A 15,489-nucleotide genomic window follows, 5' to 3' on the forward strand; every position below is an offset into this window, starting at 1 on the left:
TTTCGGCCGGGCGCAGCCGACACGTCCGGCACGTCCCGAGCACTCGGCCGGGATGTGACTCCACCGTGCACCACGCCACTGACAATCACCGGTCGTACGCCGCTGACCTGCGCGAACTCCCGTGCCACGGCCGATTGTCAGTGGCGGGACCTACCTTCGAGAACATGACTCAGCAGGGGGTGCGCTGGACGGCGGACCAGGTGCTGGCACTGGCGCCTGACGCTCCGTCACGCAAGGCGGGAAGCAGACTCGGCGTCGCCGGGCCGTGGTCGGAGGCGGGAAGTTCGGGCGAGGGGATGGTGTGGGGGCTCTGCAAGGGCAGTGGCAGCAAGCCGTATCAGACGGTCGTGGACGTCGCGGACGCGGCGGGCCCGGCCTGCAAGTGCAGTTGCCCGAGCCGGAAGTTCCCGTGCAAGCACGCGCTCGGGCTGCTCCTCCTGTGGGCGGGGGCGGAGGGCTCGGTGCCGGACGCGCAGGCGCTCCCGGACTGGGCGGAGCAGTGGGCGCAAGGACGCAGGAAGCGTGCCGAGGCCAAGCGGGAGGCGGATGCGGGCGGGGCCGCCGCCGCTGACCCCGAGGCCGCGCGCCGCAGGGCCGAGCGCCGCGCCGAGCGGGTCACGGCGGGCGCGAGCGAGCTGGAGCAGCGGCTCACGGACCTGCTGCGGGGCGGCCTCGCCTCGGCCGAGCAGGCCGGGTACGGGATGTGGGAGGAGACCGCGGCGCGCATGGTGGACGCTCAGGCGCCCGGACTGGCCGCGCGGGTCAGGGAGTTGGGGTCGATCCCCTCGTCCGGTCCCGGCTGGCCGGTGCGGCTCCTGGAGGAATGCGCGCTGCTGCACCTCCTCGACCGCGGCTGGCTGCGCCGCGACCTGCTCCCCGCCGGACTCGCGGCGACGGTCCGCTCCCGCGTCGGACTGCCCGCGCCGGCGGACGGACGGCCCACCCGGGACCGGTGGCTGGTCCTGGCGCAGTACGACTCGGCGGACAGCCGGCTCACCACGCGCCGGACATGGCTGTACGGGACGGAGTCCGGCCACACGGCGCTCCTCCTCTCCTACGGTGCAGCGGGCCGCGCCCCGGCGCTCTCGCTGCCGGTCGGTCTCGCGCTGGACGCCGAGCTCTCCGCGCACGCGGGCGACGGTCAGCTCCGCGCCGACCTGGGCGAACAGTTCACAGCGCCCGCCCCAAGTGCCGTACGGCCCAAGGGGGCAGGCGTGGCGGAGGCGGCGGGGCTGTACGGCGATGCGCTGAGCCGCGACCCGTGGCTGGAGTCGTGGCCGGTGACGCTGAGCCGGGTCATACCCACCCCGGACCAGGCGAGCGGCGGGTGGCAACTGGCGGATGCAGCGGATGACTTGGAGCAGCCGCCGCCGGAACAGCCGCCCTCGAGGAGGCTTACCCCCGAGCGGCTGGCGCTCCCGATCACGCCGAGGGCGGCGTCGGGCGCCGGGCTGTGGCGGCTGGCCGCGCTGTCCGGCGGTGCCCCGGTCACCGTCTTCGGCGAATGCGGCCACCTGGGCTTCACCCCTCTCACGGCCTGGCCCGAAGGCCCGGGAGAGGCGGTGGCGCTGTGCTGACGAGCCGGACGACGCAGACACGAGAGACGACCAGGCGGACCCAAAAGCTGGAGAGGAGCGACACATGAACGGAGCTTCGACCGCGACGGCCACCACGAGCACGACGGCCACCGGTGACCCATGGGAAGAGCTGGTCACGGCCGCCCTGCTCGGAACGGACCGGCGGACGCCACCGGGCCACGCGCCCGGCACCGACGCACCCGCCGCGCTGCTCGACGCGGCCGCCGTGCAGACCGTACGGCGGCGGGCGGGGCTGCGGCCGGCACCGGCTGCCGCGCCGCCGGCACGGGCGGCGGACGACCCGCGGCCCCCGCTCCCGGCCCTCGCGCGACGCAGACTCGCGATGCTGCTCACCGACCGCCCCGGCCCCGGCGGCGGCCGCCGCGGAACAGCCCCCGACCTGATGGAACTGCTGCCCCAGTGGCTGGCCGGGGCCAACGAACAGGGGTACGCGGCGCCCGCGGATCTCCTGCCCGCACTCCTCGACGCGGCCCGCGGGCGTACCGATCTGCGGCCGCAGGCCCTCACGTTCGCCGGCCCGCGCGCACTGTGGCTGGCCCGGCTGAACCCGGACTGGAAGTTCGCGCTGCGCTCCACCCCCGGCGGCGGCACAGCGCTCCCGGCGCCCGAGGACGCGGACGACGTTCAACGCCTGTGGGAAGAGGGCCTGTTCGCCGAGCGGGTCGCGCTCCTGGCCACGGTGCGCGCACACAGCCCGGCCGCGGCGCGCGAACTGCTCGCGACCACATGGTCCGCGGAGCGGGCCGAGGACCGGCTGATGTTCCTCGACTCGCTGCGGTCGGGGCTCGCCGACGCCGACGAGCCGTTCCTGGAACAGGCGTTGTCCGACCGCAGCCGCAACGTCCGGGCCACGGCCGCCGAGCTGCTCTCCGCACTCCCCGGCTCGGCGCTCGCTGCCCGCATGGCGTCACGCGCGGCCTCCTGCGTCGCGGTCGACCGCACCCAGGGCGCGGCGACGATCACCGTCGAGGCACCGCACGAGTGCGACGCGGGCATGGAGCGGGACGGCGTCGCCGCCAAGCCTCCGACGGGCCGGGGTGAACGGTCCTGGTGGCTGGGCCAGTTGGTCGAGGCGACACCGCTCGACTGCTGGACCGCGCGCTTCGGGGGGCGCGCACCGGAGGAGATCGTCGCGCTGCCGGTGGCCGACGACTGGCAGGGCGAACTGCACGCCGCCTGGTGCCGGGCCGCGGTGCGCCAGAGAGACGCCGTATGGTCGCGCGCGCTCCTGGGCGCCCCCGCGTCACCGGACGCCGGAGGCCCCGGCGCCGTATCGCTGTCCGAGCGGGCGAAGCTCCTCGGCGCGCTGCCCGGCGGTGAGCGCGCCGAGTGGGTCGCTGGTTTCATCGCGACACACGGTCTGTCCGAGGCGTTCCAGTTGCTCGGGGTCTGCGCCCAGCCGTGGGCCGGGCCACTCGGGCGGGCGGTGGTCGACGCGCTGAACATCGCGCGGGACGCGGGCAGTTACCCCTGGAGCTTCAGCGGCGTCATGGGCCTGGCCGAACGCTGCCTGGACCCCGCCGAGGCGGCCAGGCTCGAAGGCCTCACCGCCACCCCGGACGAACCGGAGGACGCGGCCCCCGGCGCCGGCGGCTACTGGTCGGAAGCATTCCAGCGCCTGGTCAGCACGTTGCGCCTGCGTCAGGCGATGCGGGACGAGTTGAGAGGGGCGTCAGCGTGATGAGGACCCGTTGAGGGCCGGTGAGGGCCCGTTCTCCCCCGGGAAGCACCGGGACGGCACCCGGGAGAGGACTCGGGAGGGATCAGGCCCCGGCAGGCTGGCGAACGTTCGCGTTGACCCAGTCCACGATCGACGCCGTCGTCGCGCCCGGGGTGAAGATCTCCGCGACGCCCTTCTCCTTGAGCGGAGCGATGTCGGCCTCGGGGATGATCCCGCCGCCGAACACCTTGATGTCCGCGGCGTCGCGCTCCCCGAGGAGCTCGATGACGCGGGCGAAGAGAGTGTTGTGCGCCCCGGAAAGGATCGAGAGACCGATCGCGTCGGCGTCCTCCTGGATCGCCGTGTCGACGATCTGCTCCGGCGTCTGGTGCAGGCCGGTGTAGATGACCTCCATACCGGCATCGCGCAGCGCCCGCGCGATCACCTTGGCCCCACGATCGTGACCGTCGAGCCCCGGCTTGGCGACCACCACGCGGATCGGACCGGCTGCCACACCCATCACTGCCTCCATGAAGCGACTTCCACCCGATACCTGACCTGATGCGTACCCGGGGAGTGAACGAACGTTATCTACAGCATCCCGCAAGCGGCCGTTTCACGGTGCGGAGCGAGGGGGAAATCACACGTTGGGACACGTTCGCTGCGCGCCACAGCCGCCGCAGGCGGTTCAGAAGCCGCATACGGGGGCCGTCGGCGCAAGGGGAGCCGCAAAGAGACAGTCGCACCACACCGCCGCGGGCCGCGCGGCGGGCGGCACGGCGCATCGGCGCCGCGGTACGTACGGGATTTCCGTGACGCACCGCGACGATTACGCAGGGGAACCAAATGGTCACCGCCCGCGTACGACGCGCATCGTCGGCCACCTCGGCGCATGCTTCCCATGAGGGCACACGGGAGACAGAGCCGTTTTCCCGGGTGCCGACGGGAGGTCGGCCATGAAGGTCACAGGGATCCTGCCTTTTCGCCCGCTCTGTCAGCTGATTCCCGCCAGGTTGGTGTTCCCCGCCAGGCTGGCCGGAGTCTCCGTCTCTCTGCTGAAGGCGACCGCACTCGAGGTCGCGATCCTCGCCGGACATGTCCTCCTCTACCCCTCCGGCATCACCCAGGAGCGCCGGGACGCCCCCGCGCTGCCTCCGCTCGCCTACGCCCCCACACCGGAGGGCGTGAACGAGGGGGGCGAGGACGCCTCGCACCTGACTCAGAGCGCCGCCCTGCCGGGGCCCGGGGCCGAAAACGCCCACACCGACCGCAGCGCCCGGCTGCCGGCCGCACAGAGCAAGCCGCCGGTCCTCCTCATGCACGGCTTCATCGACAACCGCTCCGTCTTCGTCCTGCTGCGCCGCTCGCTCGCCCAGCACGGCAGGCACCACGTGGAGTCACTCAACTATTCGCCGCTGACCTACGACATCCGCACCGCCGCCGCGCTGCTCGCCCGCCACGTCGAGGAGATCTGCGAGCGCACGGGCCACGACCGGGTGGACATCGTGGGGCACAGCCTCGGCGGACTCATCGCCCGCTACTACGTGCAGCGCCTGGGCGGCGATCTGCGCGTACGCACCCTCGTGTCGCTCGGCACCCCGCACAGCGGGACCACGATCGCGCCTCTGCTGGACGCACACCCGATCGTCCGGCAGATGCGCCCCGGCTCGACCGTCATCGAGGAGCTGTCCCGGCCCGCTCCCGGCTGCCGCACCCACTTCGTGAGTTTCTGGAGCGACCTCGACCAGATCATGGTTCCGCTGGAGACGGCCTGCATCGACCACCCCGACCTGATCGCGCAGAACGTCCGCGTCACCGGCGTCGGGCACCTCGCGCTCCCCGTCCACCCGGCGGTCGCCGCCGGCATCCGGCAGGCGCTCGACGCCGTGGAAACGGAAGGAACGCGCGCCACCGACTCGGTAAGCGGTCTGACAGTGGCCTGACCGCGACCTGACCCTGGCCTGATCCTGCCTCCGGATCGGTCTCCGAACTGGCCAAACGTCGAACGATTCTCGAACGCAGAGCCAAAGCTCTGCCCACAGTCCGCCGAAAGACGGCCGAATGCCCGTTTCCTGCGAGCGGGAAACCTGCCGAAGATTGTCGAGCCCGCGTACCGCCGGGTACAGTCACCGCACTGCTCTGGCAGCCCCTGTTGTCGAGGCGAAAGAGAAGTTGGTGAACGACCGTCACCCGTCGGGGACTCAGACCTCCCCGGCCCCGGCTCAGGACGCCGACTACGCGCCCTACGCTCCGTATGACCAGCAGAGCGCGCAGTACGGCGACTACACCGGTTACGACGGCCACGCCACGGGCGGTTTCGCGGCCGACCCGCTCTTCGGCGACCTTCCCGGCGCGCAGAGCACCGGCTCGTACGACAGCAGTCAGTGGGCGACCGGCGCGCACCAGACGCTGACGGGGCAGGAACCCCAGCACCACGACCCGTACGCGGCACAGCAGCACGCCTCCGCGTACGGCACCGGCAGTTACGACACCACCGCCGCCTGGGGGACCGCCGCTCACGAGCAACTCGGCGGTATTCCGGCCCAGTCCGGACCGGACCATTCCGGCCAGTGGGACAACAGCGCGTGGGCCGACCAGACCGGGCAGTGGGACGCGAGTGCCTTCGGGGCGCAGGCGCAGGGATTCACCACGCAGGACGCGTTCGCCACGCAGACCTTCCAGGCACCGGCGGCCTTCGAGACCGGGACGTACGGGACCGGGACCTTCGACGCGCAGGGCTTCGAGACCCAGACGTTCGAGGCCCAGGCCTATGAGACCCAGACGTTCGAGGCCCAGCCCTTCGCAACACAGACCTTCGAAGCGCAGACCTTCGACACCGGCGCGTACGACGCCACCGCGTGGAACTCCGCGGGCACCGAAGGCGACGACAGCGACCTCGACGCCCGTCACGACTACGGGCAACCCGACGCCGCCGAGCCCGAGTTGAGCCACAACGACGGGCACACCGACGGCCTCAGCGACGTTCACCACGACAGCTACGGCGACGGCCTGGACGACGTCGAGGAGATCGTCGCCCGCGACGAGCGGCCCGCGCCGGTCACCCCGGCCCAGCGCGCACGCTCCCGCCGCCGCTCCCCCGCCAAGCGCTCCGCGCTGCTCACCGTCGCGGTGCCCTCGGCGTGCGTGATGGGTGTCGCGGGTGTGGCCGCGGCCTCCGTCGGCGGCATCGGCGGCGATGACAGCAAGGACACGACGGCGGCCTCCGCGCCCGACGCGACCGCCGTGAAGCCCTCCGTCGCCAACAACAAGCTCGACACCCAGCTCGCGGACCTCTCCGCGGACGCGGGTGACTTCGCCGACCGGGCGAGCCGCACCCAGGAACGTATCGACCTCAGGGCCAAGCAGCAGGCCGAGCGGAAGCAGGCGGCGGAGGAAGCGGCGCGCAAGGAGCGGCTGCGGCCCAAGTTCGTCCTCCCGGTCAAGCAGCACGGACTGAGCGCGTACTACGGGCAGGCGGGTATCAACTGGATGTCCGTGCACACCGGCATCGACTTCCCCGTCTCGTACGGGACGCCGGTGATGGCCGCGACCGACGGCACCATCCGTACGCAGTGGAACAGCGCGTACGGGAACATGGCGATCCTGACGGCGAAGGACGGCACGGAGACCTGGTACTGCCACCTCTCCAGCCACGCCGTGATGAGCGGACCGGTCAAGGCCGGCGACCTCATCGCGCACTCCGGGAACTCCGGCAACTCCACCGGTCCGCACCTGCACTTCGAGGTGCGTCCCGGCGGCGGCTCGGCCGTCGACCCGCTCCCGTGGCTGCGCAGCCACGGGCTCGACCCGACGTAGGGCCGAGCCCCGGCAGCAGTCCTCCGGCCCCCTACAACTTCTCCACCGGCGCGTACCGCAGCAGCAGGCGCTTCGGCTTGGGCTCGCCGAAGTCGACCGTCGCCTCCGCGTTCGTCCCCGTGCCCTTGACTCCGACGACCGTGCCGAGGCCGAACTGATCGTGCGTGACCCGGTCCCCCACGGACAGCGCAACGACCGGCTTCTCGGTCGCGCGGCGCGTGGCGAACGCCGGTGTCGAGCGCGAGCGCGACGACGAGAGCGACGCGGCGATCCCGCTCGCCGGTCCCGCCGACTTGGCGGGCGCCATGGCGCCGGTCCGCTTCCACTCCAGATGCGCGTCCGGGATCTCCTCCAGGAAGCGTGACGGCGGGTTGTACGAGGGCTGGCCCCAGGCGCTGCGCAGCGTGGAGCGGGTCAGATACAGCCGCTCACGCGCGCGTGTGATGCCGACGTAGGCGAGGCGGCGCTCCTCCTCCAGCTCCTTGACCTGGCCGAGGGAGCGCATGTGCGGGAACACGCCGTCCTCCATGCCGGTCAGGAAGACGACCGGGAATTCGAGGCCCTTGGCGGTGTGCAGCGTCATCAGCGTGATGACGCCGGAGCCGTCGTCCTCCTCGTCCGGGATCTGGTCGGAGTCGGCGACGAGCGCGACCCGCTCCAGGAACTCGGACAGCGTGCCGACGCTCGCCTCGCCCTCGGCCGCGCCCTCGGTGGCGCCGTCCGCCGTCGCACTCTCCTGCTCGAACTCCAGGGCCACGGCGGCGAGTTCCTGAAGGTTCTCGATGCGCGTCTCGTCCTGCGGGTCCGTCGACGACTGCAACTCGGCGAGGTAGCCGGTCCGTTCGAGCACGGCCTCCAGGACCGTGGCCGGGCCCGCGCCCGACTCGACGATCGTGCGGAGGTCCTCCATCAGCGTGTTGAACCGCTTCACCGCGTTCGTCGAGCGGGCCGCCATGCCGTACGCCTCGTCGACCCGGCGCAGCGCCTGCGGGAAGGAGATCTTCTCGCGCTGGGAGAGCGCGTCGATCATCGCTTCGGCGCGGTCGCCGATGCCCCGCTTCGGCACGTTGAGAATGCGGCGCAGGGGGACGGAGTCCTCGGGGTTGGCGAGCACCCGCAGATAGGCCAGGACGTCCCTGACCTCCTTGCGCTCGTAGAAGCGGACTCCGCCGACGACCTTGTAGGGCAGGCCGACGCGGATGAAGATCTCCTCGAAGACACGGGACTGCGCGTTCGTCCGGTAGAAGACGGCGACATCGCCGGCCTTCGCGTCGCGCGCGTCCGTGAGCCGGTCGATCTCGTCGGCGACGAACTGCGCCTCGTCGTGCTCGGTGTCCGCGACGTAGCCCGTGATCTGCGCGCCCGCGCCCGCGTTCGTCCACAGGTTCTTGGGGCGGCGGGATTCGTTGCGCTCGATGACCGCGTTGGCCGCGGAGAGGATGGTCTGCGTCGAGCGGTAGTTCTGCTCGAGCAGGATCGTCGTCGCGTCCGGGTAGTCCTCCTCGAACTGGAGGATGTTACGGATGGTGGCTCCGCGGAACGCGTAGATCGACTGGTCCGCGTCACCCACCACGCACAGCTCGGCGGGCGGGAGGTCGTCCGCGCGGGGCGGCTCGTCCTCCGCGCGACCGCTGTCGGCCGAGCCCACCAGCTCTCTGACCAGCGCGTACTGCGCGTGGTTCGTGTCCTGGTACTCGTCGACCAGGACATGGCGGAAGCGGCGGCGGTAGTGCTCGGCGACGTCCGGGAAGGCGCGCAGGAGGTGCACCGTCGTCATGATCAGGTCGTCGAAGTCCAGCGCGTTCGCCTCGCGGAGGCGGGACTGGTACATCGCGTAGGCCTGGGCGAGGGTCTTCTCGAAGCCGTCGGCGGCCTGGCCCGCGAAGTCCTCCTCGTCGATCAGCTCGTTCTTCAGGTTCGAGATCTTGGCGCTGAAGGACTTCGGCGGGAACTTCTTCGGGTCCAGATCGAGGTCCCGGCAGACCAGGGCCATGAGGCGCTTGGAGTCGGCGGCGTCGTAGATCGAGAACGACGACGTGAAGCCGAGCTTCTTCGACTCGCGGCGCAGGATGCGCACGCAGGCGCTGTGGAACGTCGACACCCACATCGCGTTCGCCCGCGGGCCGACCAGGGACTCGACGCGCTCCTTCATCTCGCCCGCGGCCTTGTTCGTGAACGTGATCGCGAGGATCTGGCCGGGGTGCACACCGCGCTCACCGAGGAGGTACGCGATGCGGTGCGTGAGCACGCGGGTCTTGCCGGAACCCGCGCCCGCCACGATGAGCAGCGGGGAGCCGCCGTGGACGACGGCCGCCTTCTGGTTCGTGTTCAGCCCGTCGAGGAGCGCCGCCGGGTCGAGCGCCGGGCGTGGGGCGCCGTCCCGGTAGTACGCGTCCCTGGCCGGGGGCACGTCGAACTTCCCGTCGAACAGGTCGTCCGGAACGTCCTCCGGAGCCGTGTCGTCCTCGGGCGGCGGCGGGGCATGTTCCTCACTGGCCTTCGAAGCCGTGAGGTCCGCCAGGAAGCTGTCGTCAAAGAGGCTGCTCATCGCTCTACGAGTCTAGGCCGCCCCACTGACACCCACGGCCGCCCCGGAAACTTCGCCCGACTTCGCGGACCCGGCCACCTCTCGTAGTGCGCGAATCACGCTCCGTAAGGGTTACCGGAGGTCACGAACAAGATTGCCGAAGGTCACGAAAATGTATCGGGCATATCGAACATCAACCTTCACAGCAGCCACACGAGTTGGCTAGCGTGCTCCGCGGGCCGCCCGTCCCTCCGTCGGCAACCACGCCGCGAACGGGTCGCCCCCGCTGAGTTCAGTACGCCGAGAGGCATGGAACCGGGGACCCACGACCTTTGGGGTGAATCGGCCGACGACCCGTCAGGGACGGCCGTAGGGCAGCCTTCCGAATATCCGCCCGAACCCGACAGCTAACCCGGTAGGCGGTCATGGGAAGGAGACGCGCCCCTTGGCGTCGCACCGCAAGCCGCGCACCAGGACAGCCGGTCCCCGCACGGCCCCCGTCGTCGGCATCACCACGGCGGCCCTCACCTCCATCGCCCTGCTCTCGCAGAGCGCGAACGCCGCCCCGTCCGCGCCCGCGAAGCCGAGCCTGGAAGAGGTCCAGAAGAAGGTCGACACCCTCTACCACCAGGCGGGCGTCGCCACGGAGAAGTACAACGCGGCCAAGGAGCGCACCGCCAAGCAGCAAAAGCACGTCGGTGACCTGCTCGACGACGTCGCACAGCGCACCGAGAAGCTCAACAAGGCCCGCCAGGAGCTCGGCACCTTCGCCGCGGCCCAGTACCGCACGGGCGCCGTCTCCGACACCGCGACGCTGCTTCTCGCCGACGACGCGCAGGACTACTTCGACCAGGACCAGCTGATGAGCCGGCTCACGAGCCGCCAGAAGAAGGCCGTCGACGACTACCAGACCGAGCAGGCCGCCACGACGAAGAAGCGCACGGAGGCGGCCAAGAGCCTTGAGACGCTCACCACTTCGCAGGCCACGCTCAGGAGCACGAAGAGGGACGTCCAGCAGAAGCTCGGCGACGCCCGCGAACTCCTGTCGAAGTTGACCGCCGAGGAGAAGGCGCGGCTCGCGGCGATCGAGAAGAAGAAGCAGGAGGCCGCCAGGAAGAAGGCGGAGGAGCTGGCGCGTCAGCAGGCCGAGGCGGAGGCCAAGCGCAAGGCGGCCGAGGAGACGCAGCAGAAGGAGAACCCCGGCACCGGTTCGGACACGGGTACGGGTACGGGTACGGGCTCCGGAAGCACCGGCAGCGGCTACGCCGCCAAGGCCGCGAAGGTCATCGCCTTCGCCGAGTCCCAGGAGGGCAAGCCGTACGTGTGGGGCGCCACCGGCCCGGACTCGTACGACTGCTCGGGCCTCACGCAGGCCGCGTGGAAGGCGGCCGGCATCTCACTGCCGCGCACGACCTGGGACCAGGTCAAGGTCGGCACGACCGTCACCACGGCCAACGCGCAACCCGGCGACCTGGTCTTCTTCTACGACGACATCAGCCACGTCGGCATCTACATCGGCGACGGCAAGATGATCCACGCCCCGAAGCCGGGCGCGAACGTCCGCGTCGAGTCGATCTACTACATGCCGATACACAGCGTGGTGCGTCCGGCCTGACCGCCTTCGTGGGGTTACGTTCGGGCGGTGCGCGGCCCGAACGCAACCCCACGCCCCGGACCCTCCTGGTCCCAGCTCCCGCCGGCAGCCGGCGCCGCCGTCATGGCCACCGGCATCATCTCGGTCGGCCTGCGACTGACCGGTTATCCGGTGCTGTCCGGCATCATGCTGGTGCTCGCCGCCGCCCTCTGGCTGCTCCTCGCGGCGGACTTCGCGAAACGGCTGGTGCGGGAGCGCGACCGCTGGCAGTCCGAGGCGGACACCCCGCCCGCGCTCACCGCGGTCGCGGCGACGGCCGTCCTCGGCACCCGGATCTCCCTGTTCGGATGGCAGACCCTGGCCGAGGCGCTCCTCGCCCTGTCCGTGGTCGTCTGGCCGGTGCTGATGATCAACGTCGTACGGCACTGGAAGCCGCGGATGCCGGGAGGCGTGTTCCTCGGCTGCGTCGCGACACAGGGCCTCGTCGTCCTCGCGGCGACGCTCGCGCCCGCGGTCGGGGCGCACTGGCTCGCGTTCACGGGAATGGTGCTCTTCTGGGGCGGGCTCGTCCTGTACTGCTTCGCGCTGCTCCGCTTCGACCTGCGCGAGGTGGCCTCCGGCGCCGGGGACCAGTGGGTCGCGGGAGGCGCGCTCGCCATCTCCGCGCTCGCGGCGTCGAAGCTCGTCGCGACGGGTCTGTGGAACGAGGACGACACGGACGTCCTGCGCACCGTGAGCTTTCTGCTGCTCGCGCTGGACGTGACCTGGTACGTCGTGCTGGTGCTGGCGGAGGTGCGGTGGCCCCGGCCGCGTTACGACATCCGGCGGTGGTCGACGGTCTTCCCGATGGGAATGACAGCGGCGGCGGCACTGTCCGTGGGCGCCGCCGCCGATGTGACCTGGCTCAAGGGGCCGGGGCAGGTGCTGGTGTGGGTCGCCGTGGCCGCGTGGCTCGCCACCCTGTTCGCGACGTTCAGGTCCGGAGCAGCACGCTGACTCGGGTCCCGAACACCGGCCGGCTCAGGTCCAGAGGACCGCGATGAAGATGTTCGCGGTGGTCAGGAGGCCGACGAGGCCGAACAGGCCCTTGTCGACCTTCTCGTCGTCCCGCTTCACGTACACGAGGCCCAGGATCACGATCAGCAGCGCGAGTTTCACGCCGATCTTGATGTTGTTGACGGTGTTGTCGTCCGCCTGATTCAGGCCCACGAGGACAACTCCCGTGACCAGCATGGTCAGCGCGCCGTGCAGCATCGCCGGGACGAACCGGGCCGTTCCCTTGCCCATCGCCTTCATCTGGGTGAGGAACCCGCCGAGGAGCGAGGCGATGCCGATGATGTGCAGGCCGACGAAGAGGTGGATGAGTACGTCCATGACGGGCGAGCCTAGCCGGGGCCTCACTGCCCCCATGAACCGGCCCGCACCGGTCCGCCGGCGGTCACATGCGGTCACACCCAGAACTCGAGGACCAGTTGCGGACAATCCGTCACCAACCCGTGACGGTCAGGTTTAGCGTCCTTCCTCAGGTGACCGGCATCCCACCCCCGCCCCGCTCAGAGGCGGAAGCCGGGCACCTACCGCCGAGAAAGGTCCGGCGGCGGCCCGCTCCCCCTGTGCGGGCCGCCGCCGGACGCGTAAGCAGTACGTACCGGAAGGACGTGCCCCTCGTGTCGGCAGCGCACCGCAAGCCCCGACAGCGCTCGCTCACCGGCCCTACGGCCCGCACCGCGGCGACCCTCGCTCTCGCCTCCGCGGCGACCGCCACCGTCCTGGACGGCGCGGCACACGCGGATCCCCGGCTCACCCCGAGCCAGGTGAAGGCGAAGGTCGACCAGCTCTACCAGGAGGCCGAGAAGGCGACCGAGAAGTACAACGGCGCCAAGGAGAAGGCGGACAGGGCCGAGAAGAAGCTCGGCTCACTGCGGGACGAGGCGGCCCGCAGGACGGACCGGCTCAACACCCAGCGCGAGGCGCTCGGTTCGGCCGCCGCCGCTCAGTACCGCACCGGCGCGCTCGACCCGGCGGTCCAGCTCGTCCTGTCCTCCGACCCCGCCAAGTACCTCGACAACGCGGCGCTCGCCGACCGGCTCGGCACGCGGCAGGCATCCGCGATCGGGCGCGTGCAGCGCGAACTGCGGCAGATCGACCAGCTGCGCTCCGAGGCGGACGGCCGGCTCGCCGAGCTGCGCAAGCGGCAGGGCGAACTGAAGAAGCAGAAGAAGACCGTCACCGGGAAGCTGGCCGAGGCGAAGCGCCTGCTCGCCCAGTTACCGGCGGCCGAGCGCACCGGCGTCGGCGCGGGCGCAGGCGACACCGGCACGGCCGGCCGCGCCTCCCGCTCGGACACCTCCCGCGAACTGCCGTCCGGCGCCTTGCCCAAGGCCCCGGACTCCCGCACGGCGGCGGCCATCGCCTACGCCTACAGCGCCCTCGGCAGCCCCTACGTGTGGGGCGCCACGGGCCCGAACGCCTTCGACTGCTCCGGCCTCACCCAGGCCGCTTACCGCGCGGCCGGCATCTCCCTGCCGCGCACCACGTACTCCCAGATCAACGCGGGCCCCCGCATCCCTCGCTCCCAACTGCAGCCGGGTGACCTGGTGTTCTTCTACTCGGGCATCAGCCACGTCGGTCTCTACATCGGCAACGGCAAAATGATCCACGCCCCGAACCCGAGCGCCCCGGTCCGCATCGCCCCGATCGACGAGATGCCGTTCGCCGGGGCTACACGGGTGGCGTGAGCCGGTGCGGGCCCGCCGGTAATGTCAGGGCCATGCCTAGCCGTGCGTTGCCGCCGCCTCCGCCCCCTGTCCAACTCCGTACGTGGCCGGACCGGCAGACACTGCTCACCGACCGCGGTATGGCCCTCCGCGAGCTGCGCAGGACATACCTCGCGGCGCACCGCCTCCTGCTGCTGTGGCTGTGCGGGTTCGGCGGCGTCATCGGCTGGTCCCTGCTGGTCCTGACGCTCCAGCTCATCGAGGACAAGGATCCGCTCGCCTTCGCCTTCGGCCCGGTCTTCGTGATCCTCGGCCTGGCGGCGCTCGCCCCCGCGGTCGTCGGCGTCGTGCTCGGCATGCGCCGCGACCGGAAAATTCGCGAACTCACCGATGCCTGGGTCGCGTTGGACACTGATCCGGCGACCGATGCCCGGCTGCGCGCCCCCGGCGCCAGTCTCACCTGGTGCCTGTCCTCACTCGTGCTGTGCGCACTCGGCCTGTGGGCGTCTCTCGGTGCGGCCGCGTACGCCGAACCGGGGCGGGACACCCACTCGGATGTCGCCCTCGGCATGGGCGCAGGCACCATCCTCTGGCTGACGGGCCTCATCGGGGTCAGGAAGGCGCTGAGCCACTACCGCTGGGCGGTGCGGAGGCCGAGCCCGGCACCGGCACGGGGCGGCACACACCGCTGAGGGCGAGCTCGCGCGGCGCGGTCAGGTTTTCACCACGGCCGGGCCTGGGGCCCACACCGCAATACTCGGTGGCCCGCCCACTCCCTCTTGCTCCGCTTGTCCTCTTGCCGCGACCGGGTTCGCGGTAGCGCTCGTCGGCAAGGAGGGCGACACCGCCCGCTGCGAACTCACGGCGTCGGACGGCAGCTTCGCGGGGGCTACGCGGGCGGCTGCAGGAGCGCGCCGCTCCGGTGCTCGTGCGCCATGTGGGCGTAGGCGCGGTCCGCCACTTCGGCCAGCAGTTCGGGAGTCGCGGCGCCGCACCGCGCGCGCAACTGCCCGGCGAACGCCTCCGAGTCCCGGCAGAGGGCGAGTACCTGCGTCACCTGGGCGATCAGCTCCGGCAAGTGCTCGGCGCAGTAAGGGTGTTCGCTCTCTATCCCCGCACGGACCGGGTCCTCTTCGTCGGGGAGAGCCGCTTCGAGCCAGGTCTCGAAGCCCAGCAGGCGCGGAAATCTCACCGCCAGCTCCCAGCCGGCGAGCGGGATCTCCTCGTACGTCGCCTCGGGTTCGCGGCACGCCATCCTCAGGAGCGTCGCCAGGTCGTTCATGAACTCGGGCACAGTCCGCTTCCCCGCCGCACGCCTCCACAGGGCGCGGGCGGACGGCGGGCAGGTCGAGAAGAACTCCTCGGTGAACGTGTGGGCCAGATAGTCGAGTTGGGCCGCGGCCGGCTGCAGCGGCCAGCTCCAGGGCGAGCGGGTGTACTCAACTCCCTGTATCCGCTGATAGCGCAGCACCTGCCACTCCAGCGGATCACCCGATTCCGCCGCGTCGGCCGCGAGACCGACGAGGTGGAATATGGCGCCGCTGCTCAGCGCGGACTGCGGAAGACGTGTCGTCACC

The 15,489-nt window shown here is 71.3% G+C and carries 12 protein-coding genes and 1 riboswitch; of the genes, 8 read left to right on the forward strand and 4 right to left on the reverse strand.

The genetic code is table 11. The features are described from left to right. Nucleotides 1-164 precede the first annotated feature (164 nt). Both ACIPWY_RS28490 and ACIPWY_RS28495 read left to right on the forward strand, forming a co-directional pair. Nucleotides 165-1,577, forward strand: coding sequence for an SWIM zinc finger family protein (locus ACIPWY_RS28490; protein ID WP_393703445.1), 1,413 nt, complete (start codon nucleotides 165-167; stop codon nucleotides 1,575-1,577). A 64-nt stretch (nucleotides 1,578-1,641) separates the two neighbouring features. Beyond that, the gene (locus ACIPWY_RS28495) at nucleotides 1,642-3,279 is read left to right on the forward strand and encodes a DUF5691 domain-containing protein (RefSeq protein WP_393703443.1); all 1,638 of its coding nucleotides are present in this window, start codon (nucleotides 1,642-1,644) and stop codon (nucleotides 3,277-3,279) included. An 82-nt stretch (nucleotides 3,280-3,361) separates the two neighbouring features. On the opposite strand, the gene ACIPWY_RS28500 is transcribed toward ACIPWY_RS28495, so the two are convergent. Then, nucleotides 3,362-3,778, reverse strand: coding sequence for a cobalamin B12-binding domain-containing protein (locus ACIPWY_RS28500; RefSeq protein ID WP_362904275.1), 417 nt, complete (start codon nucleotides 3,776-3,778; stop codon nucleotides 3,362-3,364). 436 nt (nucleotides 3,779-4,214) lie between these two features. Between ACIPWY_RS28500 and ACIPWY_RS28505 the strand changes: the two genes are divergently transcribed. Next, nucleotides 4,215-5,201, forward strand: coding sequence for an alpha/beta fold hydrolase (locus tag ACIPWY_RS28505; RefSeq protein WP_362904273.1), 987 nt, complete (start codon nucleotides 4,215-4,217; stop codon nucleotides 5,199-5,201). Nucleotides 5,202-5,433: 232 nt separating this feature from the next. Next, nucleotides 5,434-7,074, forward strand: a complete 1,641-nt coding sequence (locus ACIPWY_RS28510; RefSeq protein ID WP_393703441.1) for a M23 family metallopeptidase — start codon at nucleotides 5,434-5,436, stop codon at nucleotides 7,072-7,074. Nucleotides 7,075-7,105: 31 nt separating this feature from the next. Here the strand turns inward: ACIPWY_RS28510 and pcrA are convergent, their stop codons facing one another. Continuing rightward, the gene (gene pcrA / locus ACIPWY_RS28515; protein WP_393703439.1) at nucleotides 7,106-9,622 is read right to left on the reverse strand and encodes a DNA helicase PcrA; all 2,517 of its coding nucleotides are present in this window, start codon (nucleotides 9,620-9,622) and stop codon (nucleotides 7,106-7,108) included. A gap of 253 nt (nucleotides 9,623-9,875) precedes the next feature. Continuing rightward, nucleotides 9,876-10,038, forward strand: a riboswitch (cyclic di-AMP (ydaO/yuaA leader). Between the two features lie 8 nt (nucleotides 10,039-10,046). On the opposite strand from pcrA, the gene ACIPWY_RS28520 reads away from it, so the two are divergent. After that, nucleotides 10,047-11,216 carry an NlpC/P60 family protein gene (locus ACIPWY_RS28520; protein ID WP_393703437.1) on the forward strand — a complete coding sequence of 390 codons (1,170 nt, stop codon included), beginning with the start codon at nucleotides 10,047-10,049 and terminating at the stop codon, nucleotides 11,214-11,216. Nucleotides 11,217-11,318: 102 nt separating this feature from the next. Next, nucleotides 11,319-12,191 carry a tellurite resistance/C4-dicarboxylate transporter family protein gene (locus tag ACIPWY_RS28525; RefSeq protein WP_393703564.1) on the forward strand — a complete coding sequence of 291 codons (873 nt, stop codon included), beginning with the start codon at nucleotides 11,319-11,321 and terminating at the stop codon, nucleotides 12,189-12,191. Between the two features lie 24 nt (nucleotides 12,192-12,215). Here ACIPWY_RS28525 and ACIPWY_RS28530 read toward each other — a convergent pair whose 3' ends face one another. Then, nucleotides 12,216-12,569 carry a hypothetical protein gene (locus tag ACIPWY_RS28530; protein ID WP_116510905.1) on the reverse strand — a complete coding sequence of 118 codons (354 nt, stop codon included), beginning with the start codon at nucleotides 12,567-12,569 and terminating at the stop codon, nucleotides 12,216-12,218. A 293-nt stretch (nucleotides 12,570-12,862) separates the two neighbouring features. Here ACIPWY_RS28530 and ACIPWY_RS28535 point away from each other — a divergent pair, with 293 nt between their 5' ends. Continuing rightward, a complete protein-coding gene (locus tag ACIPWY_RS28535; RefSeq protein ID WP_393703435.1) occupies nucleotides 12,863-13,933 on the forward strand; it encodes an NlpC/P60 family protein in 1,071 nt (356 codons plus the stop codon). A gap of 32 nt (nucleotides 13,934-13,965) precedes the next feature. Further along, complete coding sequence (locus ACIPWY_RS28540; RefSeq protein ID WP_393703433.1) at nucleotides 13,966-14,604, forward strand: hypothetical protein; 639 nt, start codon at nucleotides 13,966-13,968, stop codon at nucleotides 14,602-14,604. 197 nt (nucleotides 14,605-14,801) lie between these two features. Here the strand turns inward: ACIPWY_RS28540 and ACIPWY_RS28545 are convergent, their stop codons facing one another. Beyond that, nucleotides 14,802-15,488 carry a hypothetical protein gene (locus tag ACIPWY_RS28545; protein WP_362904259.1) on the reverse strand — a complete coding sequence of 229 codons (687 nt, stop codon included), beginning with the start codon at nucleotides 15,486-15,488 and terminating at the stop codon, nucleotides 14,802-14,804. Between the last annotated feature and the right edge of the window lies 1 nt (nucleotide 15,489).

Source organism: Streptomyces sp. NPDC090032 (assembly GCF_044748025.1).
Lineage (GTDB): Bacteria > Actinomycetota > Actinomycetes > Streptomycetales > Streptomycetaceae > Streptomyces.